At 47.9% G+C, this 15,300-nt stretch carries 8 protein-coding genes and 3 pseudogenes; 3 read left to right on the forward strand and 8 right to left on the reverse strand.

What is annotated here, in order from left to right:
• Positions 1 to 8: 8 nt before the first annotated feature.
• The 6 genes and pseudogenes from ACTWJ7_RS04130 to ACTWJ7_RS04155 all read right to left on the reverse strand — a co-directional run bounded on the left by ACTWJ7_RS04130 (position 9) and on the right by ACTWJ7_RS04155 (position 9,310).
• Positions 9 to 1,270: pseudogene (locus ACTWJ7_RS04130) on the reverse strand (ABC transporter substrate-binding protein).
• A gap of 130 nt (positions 1,271 to 1,400) precedes the next feature.
• Entirely contained in the window at positions 1,401 to 2,585 is a 1,185-nt protein-coding gene (locus ACTWJ7_RS04135; protein WP_301880336.1) for a response regulator transcription factor, read from the reverse strand.
• Positions 2,563 to 4,308 carry a sensor histidine kinase gene (locus ACTWJ7_RS04140; RefSeq protein WP_301880335.1) on the reverse strand — a complete coding sequence of 582 codons (1,746 nt, stop codon included), beginning with the start codon at positions 4,306 to 4,308 and terminating at the stop codon, positions 2,563 to 2,565. Before ACTWJ7_RS04140 ends, ACTWJ7_RS04135 begins: the two co-directional genes overlap by 23 nt.
• Before the next feature lie 192 nt (positions 4,309 to 4,500).
• Positions 4,501 to 6,207, reverse strand: coding sequence for an amylo-alpha-1,6-glucosidase (locus ACTWJ7_RS04145; RefSeq protein ID WP_301880333.1), 1,707 nt, complete (start codon positions 6,205 to 6,207; stop codon positions 4,501 to 4,503).
• A 319-nt stretch (positions 6,208 to 6,526) separates the two neighbouring features.
• Positions 6,527 to 8,455, reverse strand: a complete 1,929-nt coding sequence (locus ACTWJ7_RS04150) for an LTA synthase family protein (RefSeq protein ID WP_443146340.1) — start codon at positions 8,453 to 8,455, stop codon at positions 6,527 to 6,529.
• 357 nt (positions 8,456 to 8,812) lie between these two features.
• Positions 8,813 to 9,310: an antibiotic biosynthesis monooxygenase family protein gene (locus ACTWJ7_RS04155; protein WP_301880331.1), complete on the reverse strand. Its 498-nt coding sequence runs from the start codon at positions 9,308 to 9,310 to the stop codon at positions 8,813 to 8,815.
• 138 nt (positions 9,311 to 9,448) lie between these two features.
• On the opposite strand from ACTWJ7_RS04155, the pseudogene ACTWJ7_RS04160 reads away from it, so the two are divergent.
• The 3 genes and pseudogenes from ACTWJ7_RS04160 (at position 9,449) to ACTWJ7_RS04170 (ending at position 14,462) form a co-directional block, all read left to right on the forward strand.
• Positions 9,449 to 11,769, forward strand: a pseudogene (locus tag ACTWJ7_RS04160) (helicase C-terminal domain-containing protein).
• Between the two features lie 400 nt (positions 11,770 to 12,169).
• Positions 12,170 to 13,647, forward strand: a pseudogene (locus ACTWJ7_RS04165) (alpha-amylase).
• Between the two features lie 200 nt (positions 13,648 to 13,847).
• Positions 13,848 to 14,462, forward strand: coding sequence for a hypothetical protein (locus tag ACTWJ7_RS04170; RefSeq protein ID WP_143805439.1), 615 nt, complete (start codon positions 13,848 to 13,850; stop codon positions 14,460 to 14,462).
• 87 nt (positions 14,463 to 14,549) lie between these two features.
• Here the strand turns inward: ACTWJ7_RS04170 and ACTWJ7_RS04175 are convergent, their stop codons facing one another.
• A complete protein-coding gene (locus ACTWJ7_RS04175; RefSeq protein ID WP_443145150.1) occupies positions 14,550 to 14,900 on the reverse strand; it encodes a hypothetical protein in 351 nt (116 codons plus the stop codon).
• Positions 14,897 to 15,295 carry an MBL fold metallo-hydrolase gene (locus tag ACTWJ7_RS04180; RefSeq protein WP_443145151.1) on the reverse strand — a complete coding sequence of 133 codons (399 nt, stop codon included), beginning with the start codon at positions 15,293 to 15,295 and terminating at the stop codon, positions 14,897 to 14,899. Before ACTWJ7_RS04180 ends, ACTWJ7_RS04175 begins: the two co-directional genes overlap by 4 nt.
• Between the last annotated feature and the right edge of the window lie 5 nt (positions 15,296 to 15,300).

Genomic DNA, 15,300 nt, shown 5'->3' on the forward strand with positions numbered 1-15,300 from the left:
TACAAGTGTTATTTCAAATATCGCTCGCTGTCCTTAACCGCCTGATTCAGCGCTTCTTGGGCATTGCTACCGTGCATGACGGCTTCCACCGCAGCCGACAGCTGTCGGTTCACTTCATTCCACTTCGGATTGAGTAGAAATGCAGGTGTGTTGTCCGAACGCTCAAGCATCGTGTAATAAGGTTTGTAGAGTGGGTCCTGATCCTTCTTGAGCTCATTTACAACACTTTGTCGTACCGGCAGGTCAGCAACGCGCATTTTGATTGATTCATTAGAGACATAAAATTTAACGAATTCCCATGCTAGATCTTTGTGCTTGGAGTCTTTGGCAATAGACAGCGCAGATTCGGCCAATACACCTTTAACCGGTTTGCCTGGGAAAGCTGGAATTTCGACCGTACCTACATCAATTCCCGCTTGTTTGAAAGATTCGAGCGGCCAGATTCCGCTCTCCCACATAGCAATCTTACCGCCTTTAAAAATATCATCACCGCTTTGCTGGCCTTTACCACCTGTGAGCACGGCGGTGCCGTTCTTCACCATATCACCAAACATTTGGATAGCTTCAGCAGTTTCCTTACTGTTCATGTAGCCTTCAATGGTTTTACCATCCGGGGAAATAAAGGAGCCACCGTTGCTCCAGACGAAGCCCTGCAAGTCATACGTATCATTCTCGGCACGGGCACCAAAGCCGTACTGCTTCTTGGAATTGTCCGTCAACTTCTTCGCGATATCCTGAAATTCACTCCATTCCCATCCGTCTTTGGGATAAGGGACACCAGCAGCATCAAAGAGCTTCTTGTTATAGTAGACGACACGAGTCGTGAAGCCTGCCGGAATGCCGTACAGCTTATCGTCAATTTTTCCGTAGTTGAACAATCCTTTGTAAAAATCATCTATCTTCAGGTCTTTGTCCTTTTCTGCGAAGCTATCCAGGGGTTCAAGAGATTGATGGTAGGTAGGGAAGTCCCACATATACATGACGTCTGGCGGGTTACCGGCTCCAAATCCTGCGGCAAGCTTCTGGTCAAATCCGTCCGCATAGGCCTCAACCTGCACCTTTGTGCCGGGATGTTCCGCTTCAAACTTTTTGGCGATATCCTGCTCAATCTTGAGCGCGTCCCCGTATCCCAGGTTGCAAAACGAAGCGTCTTCGTCTGATCCGAACCGCCGTTCTCCGGATTGGCTGTTCCAGCGTTACCGCTGCATGCAGACAGCATAGATACCATCAGCGTCGTTGCAAGGACAATGAGTAAAGTTCTCTTTTTCATATTGTCAGCTCCCCTGTCAATGAGGTTTATAATAATTGAACCGCTTTCATCGTAACTCGAATGAAAGCGGTTCAAAACGTGTATCTATTTGAATGTTGTTGTGATTTTGTTCGATTTATTGAAGCAGGTGTCAATCTGTTCGGGACTCGTCGTCTTTTTGTTGGGCACGGTAATGGCTCGGGGTCTGACCCGTACAGCGTTTGAACCATTTGCTAAAATATTTGCTATCTCCAAGTCCTGTCCGCTCCGCAATTTCCTGCATGGTTAGATGTGTATCCCGCAGTAAACCATAAGCAAGGCGCAATTTACGTTTATATTGGAAGGCAATGAAGCTATCACCGACAGCCTTCTTAAACAGAATGGAGAAATGACTGCGGCTGAGCCCAACCTCTTCCGCCAGTTCGCTGGCTGACCAATCTGCTGCGGGATTAGCATATAGTAGATTCACGGCTTTCCAGATCGGATCTGGCCAATGATTTACGGATATCCCATACAGCCTCTCTAGCTCAGCTTCTTTATGAAGGTTCTGGAACGCCTGCTTCAGATCATCACTGTGGAGCAACGATTCTTTGCGAGTCCATTTCAGCTGACTGAATTTGCTCTTGCTCTCTACCAAAAGGCTGTCTGCAGACCCTCGCAGCGAATCAGGAACGATCCAATAACAGTATTCTTCTCCATATGGAATGATCGTACCCTCGCACATACTACGGTCATTCTTCTCAGCACCCTGTAGTAGACCGGTCCAAGAGGCTCCGCATTCTATTGTTCGAATCAGATATATCAACAGCGGCTCACCATTAAAATGCCATGGACCGCCATGCAGCTTCTCCAGCTCCTCTGGAAATTTACAGCTATGCCCGTTCAGCCATGCAAAGAGCAGCGTTTCCATGCGTTCTTGATCCTTTGGAGAGGGCGGAGGGGAGACCGACAGCTCCTGCTGGAACTTATTTAACATTTCTTCAAGTTCTTCGTCCTCAAAAGCGGTCTTCAAGAGATATCCGGATGCCCCAAGTTGAATTCCCTGTTGCGCGTATTCAAAATCCCGGTGGCAGCTGAGCAGAATTATTTTGGTCTTTGCCGCTATCTCCTTTATCTTGCGAGACAGCTCAATGCCATCCATCTCTGGCATTACAATATCTGTAATGACAATTTCAGGCCTATGCTCCAGAAAGGCTTCCCAGGCTTTTTGTCCATTGGGTGCGTCAGCTACAACTTCCATCCCGAATCTCTCCCAAGGTACGGTCGAGCGTAGACCTTTTCGTACAATGCTCTCATCATCTGCAATCAGCACCTTAATTTTCTTTGCTGTATCCATCCGGACGCTCCTCCTCTTTGGGCCAATGAATGACAATCGTTGTACCCTCACCCTTAGTCGAATGTACCGTAAGCCCGTACTGTGGGCCGAAATGCAGTTTGAATTTCTGGTCTGCGTTCTGTACGCCTAACCCTCCGCGTCCACGACGATTCGGATCTGGCAAAAGCAACCGCTCCCGTTTTTCTTCCGTCATCCCCGCTCCATCATCCCTGAGAGTCAGCAGAAGCTCATCCTTCTCTACGATGACATCCAGCTTGATTGTACCTATCCCATCCGTGAAGCCGTGGAAAAATATATTTTCAAACAGCGGCTGCAGCGTCATACGCGGGATCAGATATTGCTTCAGCGAGTCTTCACAACTTAGCTCATAGCTAAAAACATTTCCGTACCTGATCTCCTGAATTTTCAGGAAATGCTCAATCATGCGTAGCTCTCTGCCCAACGTGATCAGTTCCTGCGATATATCCAGATTTCCTTCCAGCACCATCGTTAAGTGATATAACATCTGACGAATATCATCAGCACCTTCCAGACGGGCCTTCCACTGAATGGAGTTCAACGTATTGAACAGCAGATGGGGGTTAATCTGATAATGGAAAGCCTTCAGCTCCGCTTCCTTCTTGAGTCGTTCGCTCTGTTCCACTTCTTGCACGAGCGATTGGACACCGCTTACCATCCGGTTAAAGCTCATATCAAGGCTGCCCAGCTCATCTCTACCTTCGATTGGCATTCGTGTATCCAGTTTACCGAAGCTGACCTTCTGCATTGAATCCTTTAGCGTACGAATACGCGCTGTAAACCTCGATGAGAACAGATAGGCGAGTCCAAAAGCAAGCAGACATGAAATAACTGCCACGACAATGGTATTCGACCGAATAATGCTCGAGGACAGGTAGAAGGCTTTGGCAGGCAATCTTGCTTCTATGGTCCACTGGTTCACGGCAAGGGTCCGGTTCCATGTAATGTCACTATCCTGCTTCGTAAAAGCTGAAGCGCTCTCATATACAAGCCTTCCGTCCGAAGCTTTAATGGTCAGATGTGACTTCGTATCTGTCTCAAATAGTTTGAACATATGAATCAGTTCCTGCGCATTCTCCTCTATGAGTATGGTACTGCCGTTTTGCGTTCCGTTGGAATTATGGATCGGAACAGCGAGACCAAGGACGGGGAGATTCGAATCGCCTGAGCTGCTCATTTCATGATTTTGCATATAAAAGCCGAGCCAGTATATTCCTTTATAAGAAGCGGGTTTTGTTTTCCATTCTGGAATATTTTTTAGTTTCTCAACATTCAAATTGTTCTCTCCATAATAATAGCCGGAGGGTGTAATGATATAGATTCCTGCGGTTAGATCCGTCCGCAGCGATTTGAGTAGGGCTTCAAAGTCATTCTTCTCAATGATTTCACTATAGCTCACAGGGGCCTGATTCCTTAGATCTGTATGGGCGGGATCAAGTAAATACGAGTAGATCGTTTCACTCATTTGTTTCATTCGGCTTAAAGATGAACTTGTTTGTTGCTCCAACTGTGCTACGGCATTTTCTCCATATTTGCCAAACTGGGAATTAATAATTTTGGCAGATTGGTAATAGGACAACGCACCAAGAGAGAGTAGAGGAATCAGAGTGACGATGAGAAAACAGAAGAGCAGCTTGGTCCGTATACTGCGGTAGGAACCAGAGAAAATACGTTTATTAAGCTGCCTGAACCACTGGACGTTCATAAACGACTTCCCCTCTCGCTATAACTATATCTACCTGCATTCTAGCATGGACAGGGAGCCTATAGAAGAATCCAATCATTTCATGGTAACGCTTTCAAATTACTGTGTGCAATAAAATTTTTCGGGGAAAAGGGAAAAGCACCTCCCCGGAAAGCTGTTTAAAACAGCAGCCGAAGACGTGCATTATTCGTTTTAGGTTGTGTACTCGTGCCCAAGGATCAGGAACACACTTGATGTCCATGTGAATGCCCTGTCGCGTAGGCCTTCACCACTCAGCGCGTCGAAGTTCTCCGCCATACCACTCCGGCTAAGCATATTGCAGAAGCGGCGTGATACTTCCTGAGCAAGCTCCAGGTCGCCAGCTGCGGCTACGCCTTCCACGAGCAGCATGGTCGAGGGTGCCCAGATCGGTCCGCGCCAGTACCCGTCTGGTATATAGTAAGGGCTGCTTATGCTCTCGGTCGCCCAACCATTTTCCGTCAGGAAGCGATTCTCCTCCCCGAGCCCTTTCAGAAGAACATCTCTGATTGGTTCCGGCAGGCGTTTACCAAGTAGAATCGGAACGAATAACAGCAGACTGTCTCCAGCTGAAGGCTCATGTGTACCTGAACGTAAGGAGATAAATCTTCCATCTTTCCAGAAGTGGCTGATCATCTTCTCCAATGTATCATCCGCCAGCTTTCTCCATTCAGAGGATTCCTCGGTAAGCCCAAGCAACCCAGCAATTTCAGCAAGAAGCTCTGTCTGGATAATCAGAAAGGCAGCTAAATCCGGACTTTCTACGGGAATTCCATTATTAAATGCTGTACTGTTATCCCAGCCGGAATCATTACCGTGGTTATATTGGGGAATCCCATCACCATCATCATCACGATACCGGAACCACCATTTCGTCCACTTGGACAATGGACCATACACTTCACGAAGCTGTGCCTCGCGGATATAATCCGTACGTTTCATCATCCAGGCCAGTGTCCATCCATGAATAGGAGGTTTGTTGCAGTTCCAAAGTTCATATTTATCGTTCACAAAGTCAGGAATCAAGCCGCTCTCATCTTGTCGATCAAAAAAGATCATGAATTGGTCCCATGCAAGCTTTGGATCATGGCGAACAAGCGCCATCGCATTGAAGCAGTGGTCCCAGCTCCATATATTCGTCATCCAGTTCTTCGACATATACATGGCAGGACGCGTCAGACATCCCTCCGCCGGAACAAGGCAAGACCAAGTAATGTAAGCCGCGAGCTCCCGTGCATCCTGCCAGCGATCAGGGATCGCAAGACTACTGTCAAGCCACTGGCTAAATTCAGTACGGATCGCCTCTACGTCATCATCAAAGGATTTCCATTTTGGCCGAGGCTCCCATACTGTGCGGAACTCCTCAACGGCAAACTCCGCCGTATTTGTGTCCATATCTACGGTGAACTCTGCAATCACACGTGAGCTCTTGATCTTATCCCACGGCACTTCCATCTTCATTCCGCCCACAAGTCCAGTCAGCATAAAACGGCATTCATGGGTAAAGCTGTTCACTTCCCAGCTATTCTTATTCACTTCATATGCATAATCATAGGCTGCCGGGATAAAGGTTAACCGGATCCCGCAGCCTATTGAACGGAATCGGACGGTATGACTATCCGAAATACAGATTTCGGCAAAGATCGGCGTCACTGGTGAATTCAGCCGGACGATTTCGGGAGAAGCTTCTGCCGTGAATGGAATCGTCTGATTCTGCTGATCCAACAGTTCAATACGGAACGCCTCACCAAATTTATCATCTCCACCCCGCACAGTTCGTAGGTAGAGGCCCTGCTGTCTATTCTTGCTTTCAGGCAGAAGAGAGACAGCAAGGAACGATTCTCTGCGGCTGAAAGGTACAAAGTTGAGGTCAAATTTCATAATGCTCCTCCTTCAACAAGGAATAATACGCTTTCATTGTAAACCGCTGCTCAAGGAACAGGAACGTCCAGGTGTCTTCACTAAAGAGGGGAATTTGTTGGCAATGGATAATTCGGGTGATTATAGGTGTCTTTTTGTTAGAGGATTGGGGGAGGAAGTGTTAGATTATAAAAAAATAGCTGACCAACTGGAATTATTTCTGAGGTTAGATGGAATGGAAAGAGCCCATGAATCAGGCCGTATCAGACCTTTCCATGGGCTCTTGTCTTTTTTTATCATTGATTGAATAGTAAAAAATAAGTTCATTATGCATGTTGGATCATTTTACTGTATTTTGATTCGGTAACTGACTCAGATAGCTGTTGGACAAGTGTAGAAGATCCAAAGCTCGTTCGTACTGTTCCTTCGTAATATATTCGGAAGAGGTCGATTTCTCGTTCTCTTCTGTTGGCATGACGGATGCAGGTACTGCGGGTTCATCCTTCAGATTGTTCGAATGTGTCTCCTGATCACGATCTGCCGAAACGAAATCCTGTCTCCCGGCATCGGCAAGAGAGTAATGCGTACCATCACCGTATCCCGTCTCTGGAACGAACAGTGAAGCATCGTTTAATACGGAACCGGAGGGCAGATAATAGCGCTCTGGCAGCAGATTATTTCCCTCACGCAGCAGATCCTGCCCAAAATACAGTTGGTTCTGGAGAGAGGCACCGGTTAACCCGGCGATCGTTGGCAGAATATCCACCTGTCCTCCGATCTGCTCCAGCTGAGCTGCCGGCGTGATGCCAGGAGCCGTTACAATCAGTGGAATATTGATCATGTCTGCGGACGTGTACTCCCGACCGTAAATTTCCTGCATCAGTGTCTCATCGGTCCGATCCAGTGAGTAGATGGGCAGACCCAGATGGTCACCGTAAACAACAAGCAAGCTATTTTCCCATAATCCGCGTTCTTTCAGTCCCTCAATAAATTGCCCCACCGCCTGATCGGCATAGTGCTGGGATACAAGATAATCCCCAGGCAACGTATTATTGAACCGTTCTGGCAGCGTCAGACTGACCTTATCTTCTGGTAAATGGTAAGGGTGATGCGCCGACATGGAAATAATTTGTGCATAGAAGGGTGACCCTGTGTCCTGCATGGCCTCGAGTTTATCGAGTGTCTTGCTGTACAACACCTCATCCGATGCTGAGAAAGCGATGGAATCCTCTGTTCCGAAATATTTAATATCATAATAATGGTCGAATCCAAGCGCCTTGTATAACTGATCGCGATTCCAGAAGTGCACATCATTCGTATGGAATGTGGCTGTCTGGTAACCGTTTGCGGACATTAGTCTGGGCAGACTTGGAAGCTCCTTATTGGCATAGACGGTAGTTGCGGCTCCGTTGGGTGGTGTATAAAACGACGTATTCACCACAAACTCGGCATCCGACGTATTTCCCTGTCCCACTTGCTGATAAAAGTTGGGGAAATACAGGCTTTGTCCGGCCAGCTCATTCAGATGGGGTGTAACTTCCTGGCCGTCCACCTGCAATCCGATCAGAAAGTTCTGGAATGATTCGAGCTGGAGGACAATGACGTTGCGCCCCTTGGCTGCGCCCTGCTCCACAACAGAAGGTAATGCGGTCGTTTGTTTAATTTCGTTGATATGATTCTGATCAATTTGATCAAGGGGCACGGGTTTATCCGGCCGATCCGCCAGGATGGTGTATGCTTCATATCCGAGAATCCCCATTTGCTCCGCTTGTGTGATCTCGCTCATGCTTGCGCGATTGGGGTATATATTGAGCATGCACAGTACCATCGACAGGATCAGAATGACCGAGGCAATTCGTCTTCTGGCGCTTCGTTCAAGCGGCACTCTTCCTGGACGTTCAGTCCCGCCGAGCTTGATCCGGCGACGAATCAATATCCCTGCGATAACCAGAATATCTGCAAAAATAAACAAATAATACGGATCAAGCAAAGAGAACATGCTGCTCTTGACTGAAGTTACCTGATTAACCTGTGCAAGCGCGTGATAATTGACGATAACACCATAATATTTGTAGTACATGATGGCTGCGAAGAAGATGCCCGATAGCACCAGATTTAATCCGAGATATAGCCACATCCGGCGTTTGGCTGCGAACCACTCAATCAGACAGAAGCAGATCCAGATCAGCGGCAACTCTGTCAGCAGCGGTTTCCAGACGGGGATGTCATCGAAGATCACAATCCAGGCCAGAGAGCTTTTGATCATCATAATAACGGTGAACACTATAAACGGTCCGCTTAGAAACCGGGTGAGTGAATTGCGTGACAAGATACCGCCTTCCTTCCTTTCCGAAGTTTCATTTAACAAGTATTATGCTATCTCATGGCATGTCGTGTCAAAAGTAACGAACTTCTTAATTGCTTGTAGCTTGCAATTATTGGAATAAAAAGAGGTGGGCTTGGGTCATTCAGGACATAGCATATCCAAAAAAGCCCCTTCCTATTAAGAAAGAGGCGGGAAGGGCTGTCATTTTGAAGTGCAAATGAACCTTGCCCAAAGCATGATCACAATACATTTGAAACTTGTACATCGTGGAGCATCGTTTCAGGTTTGCTCCCCGTTCATTTACTCTATGGTGAATGTCGTGACGAATGATGGTCTTGGAAACATGGTGGGCTTCTGTGCTGTCAGCCCTTCACTACTGCTGCGGTTGCGGTGAGCATGGTTATAGGCTTGGGACTGCTGCCAGTTTTTGAAATGATCTTCGGACTGCCAAAGAGTAAGTACGACATACGTATCATCCTTCAGCGGACGAAGCACACGAATACCGACAAAACCGGGTTCGTCTTCCACTTTGCGTGCACGTTTTTTGAAGCGTTCCTCGAAGTCGTTCCGTCCATCTTCGGTTACGGGTATGTTGTTCAGAACAGCGTAACCGCCGCCTGTCCAGGAGCCTGCCGTATCGAAGGCCTCATATGCCGCTACGTTGTCATCGGACTCGATGTTCATCAAACGTTCTGTTGATTCAATGGCCAAACGAACCTGTTCCTCGCTGCGCAAAGTCAGATGCGGATATGCAGCAAGTGCATCCGGAATCGGTGAAGGGACCAAATAGATATACATAGAAGCTGCCTCCTTATTTACGTACATTCTTCCTCAAGATAGCATATGGGAGGGGGCGAGTCCAATCCGCTGATTGGCTGGTTTGAGCACGGCTTTTCGTGATAAAGTATAGAGACTACAAACAGAACGGGTGATCGCATGACAACCGCAATTCGAATATCAGTCAGGCCTTTGGTGGAATATGTGTACCGCAGTGGCAGCATACGTCCAGGGTTTCGCACCAATGCATCAATGCAGGAGGGAACCCGGATACACCAGCGGGTGCAGAAGGATTACACAGAAGAGGATCTGAAAGAAGTGGTTCTCGAAGTGGAGCTGCAGCATGGAGACTTGACCTACGTGGTAGAGGGACGTTGTGACGGGCTGATTCGTCTGGATGGTCAGCTGACGGTGGATGAGATCAAATCCACTGCGGGAAATCTGGACGATCTGGGCGATGGAGCCCCGGTACACTGGGCTCAAGCCATGATGTATGCCTATATGTACGCGGTTCAGCATGATGAACCCCGTATGCAGGTACAGCTTACGTACGTGCACACAGTGAACAATGAAGAAAGACGTTTTCGGCGGATGCTGGAACGGCAGGAGCTTGAACAGTTTGCAGCAGAGCTGGTTGCTGGTTATGCGCCATATGCTGAGATGATTGTGGCTTATGAAGAGAAGCGCGATATAAGCGTGCGAGAACTGCCTTTTCCTTTTCGCAAATACAGGGAGGGACAGCGCAAGCTGGCAGGAGCGGTATATAAGACGATTCGCGAGGGGCAGGGACTGATGGCGAAGGCGCCAACGGGTATTGGCAAAACGATGTCGGTACTCTTTCCCACCGTCAAGGCGATTGGTGAAGGGGAAGCCAAACGATTGTTCTATCTGACCGCAAGAACAACGACGCGTGTTGCGGCAGAAGAGGCTTTTGCCCGGATGCAGGCGGAAGGGTTGAAGATGCATGTGATCAGTCTGACCGCGAAGGACAAGATCTGTTTCAAGGAAGAGGAAGCTTGTGATACGGGACAATGCGGCATGTGTGAAGGATACTATGACCGTATTAATGGAGCTGTGCTGGATATGCTGGAGCATGAAACGTTGATGACACGCCCGGTTATTGAACAGTACGCGCGCAAGCATCGGGTGTGTCCGTTTGAATTTTCACTGGATGCTGCGTATGCAGCGGATGCGGTGATCTGCGACTATAACTATATTTTTGATCCGCGCATCTCTCTCAAACGCATGTTGGAGGAGCAGAAGCGTAAGACGGTTCTACTGGTCGATGAGGCGCATAATCTGGTGGATCGGGGCCGAATGATGTTTTCGGCAGAGCTGGAGAAGGCGGTCTTTCTGGATGTCAAAAGGGAATTCCAGACGCTGGGCAGCAGTGTGACCGCTGCTAAAGCTATTGCTGATCGTACGGGTGCCATCGACAAATATTTGATCACGCTTCGCAAGAATGGCGGGGAAGAGGGCAAATTGCTGCAGCAGGAGGCGCCAGAGGAGCTGATTGAACTGCTGGAGCCTTTTGTCATGGTTGCGGAGCAATGCCTTGTCGAAGGCGGTTCGGGAAATGCGGAGACGGATGAATTGCTCCTGGAAGCCTATTTCACCGCACAGAATTTCCTGCGCATTGCCAAGCTGTACGATGAACGCTTCATTACCTATGCTGAATGTGTGCGAAGTGAAGTACGAGTGAAGCTGTTCTGCCTTGATCCATCCGTGCTGCTGCGACAGACTGCCAAAGGGTTCCGTTCCACGATTCATTTCTCTGCGACATTGTCACCCCTTGGTTATTACCGGGATATGCTAGGTGCGGAGGAAGAAGATTATACTCTGCGTATTCCTTCGCCTTTCCAGCGGGAGCAGCTGGATGTGAGATTGCTGCCATTATCGATTCGCTATCGGGACCGTGAACGTTCCAGACAGCCAATTGCCAATATGCTGCGCCAGTTGGTTGCGGAGTGGCCTCATAGCAATCTGCTCGTCTTCTTCCCTTCCTATCCGTATATGCGAGAAGTACATGGGACGTATATGGAACAGCCGGGGGAGGCAGAAGTCGTGATGCAGGAGCAGGGTATGAGTGAAGAGGAACGGGAGGCGTTTCTGAACGCGTTCCAGCCCCATCCTGAACGAACACGATTGGTGTTTGCCGTTATGGGCGGTGTGTTTTCTGAAGGTGTGGATCTGCCGGGTGATCGTCTGAATGGAGTTGTGGTCGTCGGGGCCGGACTTCCCCAGATTGGTCTGGAGAACAACGTACTCCGCGATTATTATAGTCGGACAGGGAGAAACGGATTCAATTATGCCTATGTTTTCCCGGCATGAATAAGGTATTGCAGGCAGGCGGCAGGCTGATTCGTACGGAAGAGGACAAGGGCGTGTTGGTGCTGGTGGATGATCGTTTCACCGAGGAGCCGTATCGCTCATTGCTGCCTGAGGAATGGCAGGACTACACACGGATTTCACCCCAATAATTCATGATATTTATATGAATTGAACTAAACATTTACACGAGAACGGAGAGGGCAGAAATAACCTGAAGAAGCGAAGCTACAAGCTTTCTGTAAGAAAGCTACTTCGGAAGCAAAGGCTTCGCCTTTATCCCCGGATTTTCCCCTTGAAAAAGGAATCCAAAAAATCTGGGGATAACAGCGATCAGAGGGTTGTTCTGTCATCGGAGTGGCAAGTGTAAATATTCTTTAGTTCGATTTATAGCTAAAGAACGATCGCAGACTTTTTCAGCTTTCTTTTCTGTGCATGATTGAAGCATAGGCCGAAAAGGGTATTACTTGGATAGCATACGAAGAACGAACAAGGACGATAGAGATCCGTGCCATGGTCCGCTTCGAAAGCAATCAAGGAGGTCGGTTGGGAATGAAGAGAAATCATACGATGATGCAATTTTTTGAATGGCACCTGGCCGCAGACGGAAACCACTGGAAGCGATTAGCTGAAATGGCGCCAGAGCTGAAAGCCAAAGGCTTCGACTCCGTGTGGGTGCCTCCGGTGACCAAAGCCGTATCTGCCGAGGATACTGGTTATGGCGTCTATGACCTGTACGATCTAGGTGAATTTGACCAGAAAGGCAGCGTACGCACCAAATATGGCACCAAGCAGGAACTGGTCGAGGCGATTGCCGAGTGCCAGAAGAATGGTGTTGCCGTTTATGTGGATCTGGTAATGAACCATAAGGCGGGTGCGGATGAGACGGAAGTCTTCAAGGTGATTGAGGTCGATCCCAATGATCGATTGAAGGAAATCTCCAAACCGTTCGAGATTGAGGGCTGGACGAAATTCACTTTTCCGGGCCGTGGGGATCAATATTCCTCTTTCAAATGGAACGCTGAACACTTCAACGGCACTGACTATGATGCCAAGGAAGAACGGAGTGGTGTGTTCCGCATTGCAGGGGAGAACAAGAACTGGAATCAAAATGTCGACGATGAGTTCGGCAACTATGATTACCTGATGTTCGCCAATATTGATTACAATCACCCGGATGTCCGGCAGGAAATGCTCCAATGGGGAAAATGGCTCATCGATACGCTGCAATGCAGCGGTTTTCGTCTGGATGCGATCAAGCATATCAACCACGAATTCATTAAGGAATTCGCTGCTGAGATGCTCCGCAAACGGGGCAGGATTTCTACATTGTAGGTGAGTTCTGGAACTCCAATCTCGATGCATGCCGTGAATTTCTGGATACGGTGGACTATCAGATTGATCTGTTCGATGTGTCCCTGCATTATAAACTTCATGAAGCCTCTCTGGCTGGCCGGGACTTCGATCTTTCCAAGATTTTTGATGATACCTTGGTGCAGACGCATCCAACACATGCCGTAACGTTTGTTGATAACCATGATTCCCAGCCGCATGAAGCGCTGGAATCCTGGGTGGGCGATTGGTTCAAGCCGAGTGCATATGCGCTGACGCTGCTGCGTCGCGACGGCTACCCTGTAGTCTTTTACGGTGATTACTACGGCATTGGGGGTCCCGAACCTGTTGAAGGCAAGAAGGACATTCTGGACATTCTGATGTCCGCCCGTTACGACAAAGCGTATGGAGAGCAGGAGGATTACTTCGACCACGCTAACACGATTGGATGGGTACGTCGTGGGGTGGAAGAAATCGAAGGCTCCGGTTGTGCAGTAGTTATCTCGAATGGTGATGATGGTGAGAAAAGGATGTTTGTTGGCGAACACCGCGCTGGCGAAGTCTGGACCGATCTGACGCACAGCTGTGAAGATAGCATTACCATTGAGAAAGATGGCTGGGCAACCTTTCATGTATGTGGCGGGGGTGTTTCCGTATGGGCTCTCCCGGATCAGGGTGAGAAATCTGCCGCTCAATAGAACGCTAAGGGTCATTAAGTTTTCATATTGACTAGTATACCACCTGAACTGGCAATCATCTGCCAGACAGGTGGTTTTTTATGTTAGGTGGACTGATCTTTTTCGTGTTATCCTTATATGGAATAATAAACCAATATATCGAATGCTAATAACATCGAATATTGACCATCTTAGATAGATAATACCGAGGGGGAAATCGGGTGAATAGATTACTACATTTGGGGTTGTGGCTGCTGTTGATATCGATTTGTCTGGGGGCTTGCAGTTTCGGAACAAACAAAGGGCCAAGGGGCGAACCGAAGCGAACGGATAATTATACGCTGAATACTGAGCGAAGAGATCTGACCCAGCGTTTGCTGAAAAACCCGGATTCCTTTCAGAAGCGTTTGCCAGATGACTATAGCTTGACTGCTACTGTTAGAGTTAATCATGAATCTGATCTGGACCGCATTATATATGAGATTTCTGTTAAAGAGGCCCGGGTACCAATGGTCAATGTGATACAGTCTTTTACACTTGATCCATCCTTGATGAATAGCATCAATGCCACAGAGCTCCTTAACTCCAATACTGCAAATACGCACGAGATTACACTGGGGCCTGGAAAAGAACCGTTGGGATTGAGTTTACTCAGAGATTATATTTTGAAGCCAAAGGCGGAGATCCACAGCAATATCATTAAAACCTATCAGGATATGTATATCAAAATTTCCTACGGACCAAATGATCAGCGAACGGAAGATTACATTCATGTTAAAGCTGACCCATCTCCTGAAACTATTGAATTTATGAAGTCATGGAGCGAAGATCAATAAAAAGGCAGCACCCGATCAACTCTTTCAAAGGAAATTGAATGGATGCTGCCTCTTCATTTTGGAGCTACATATGGCTCAAGTTGCGTGTTACACTCCCAATTCAAATGACTCCAGCGTGCCCGCCATTCTTAGATCATGCTCTTGATTGAACTGTGCCCGTTTGTCCGCATCGGCGTATTCATCATGATAATGCATGAGCACGGTTTTCTGTCTTATTTCGGCAGGCAGCTGTTGCAGATCTTTTAGTGAGGTGTGTGATTTGATCACCAGATCATGCATATGACATTCATGGAAAATCAGCTGTACGTCTGCGGTGGCCTGCTGCACCCGCTCCTGATCCAGTGTGCTATCCGCGCTATAGTAGAAGTAGGGCTTCGCAAGCAGGCCATTGCTGATCATGCCCGGCACGTGTTGTGTTCGAAAAGTCTCAAACGTCAAGCCCCCAGCTCAAATATGCCTCCATCCGGTAAAGGTACGATATCGTAATAGTCGTTCATCGTACGCTCTCCATCGGTTGTATAACGCATGCCTGGGGATAAAATATTCCATAACGGATCAACCAGTTCTTCGTGGATAAACAGACGTGGCTTGCGGTCGCCCACAATCTGTGAATAATATCCAAGCATCTGTACTCCGTTAATATGGTCTTCATGCAGATGGGTAATAAACACATTGTGAATATTCGTCATTGGAAACCCGTATTCTTTCAATGCTTTCGCATTCGACTCTGGAAAATCAATCACCAGATGGGTATCGCCGAATTCAGCCAGCATACTGTTGTGGTGCTGCTCTACGCTGAACATGTCTCCTGTACCGAGAAATGTAATTTTCATTGAAT

The sequence above is a fragment of the Paenibacillus sp. 1A_MP2 genome (assembly GCF_052244825.1).
Lineage (GTDB): Bacteria > Bacillota > Bacilli > Paenibacillales > Paenibacillaceae > Paenibacillus > Paenibacillus vandeheii.

Excerpts from the sequence above, each read along its gene's own strand:
- ACTWJ7_RS04135 (WP_301880336.1), bottom strand. The coding sequence starts at position 2,585 with ATGGATACAGCAAAGAAAATTAAGGTGCTGATTGCAGATGATGAGAGC.
- ACTWJ7_RS04140 (WP_301880335.1), bottom strand. The coding sequence starts at position 4,308 with ATGAACGTCCAGTGGTTCAGGCAGCTTAATAAACGTATTTTCTCTGGT.
- ACTWJ7_RS04145 (WP_301880333.1), bottom strand. The coding sequence starts at position 6,207 with ATGAAATTTGACCTCAACTTTGTACCTTTCAGCCGCAGAGAATCGTTC.
- ACTWJ7_RS04150 (WP_443146340.1), bottom strand. The coding sequence starts at position 8,455 with ATGATGATCAAAAGCTCTCTGGCCTGGATTGTGATCTTCGATGACATC.
- ACTWJ7_RS04155 (WP_301880331.1), bottom strand. The coding sequence starts at position 9,310 with ATGTATATCTATTTGGTCCCTTCACCGATTCCGGATGCACTTGCTGCA.
- ACTWJ7_RS04180 (WP_443145151.1), bottom strand. The coding sequence starts at position 15,295 with ATGAAAATTACATTTCTCGGTACAGGAGACATGTTCAGCGTAGAGCAG.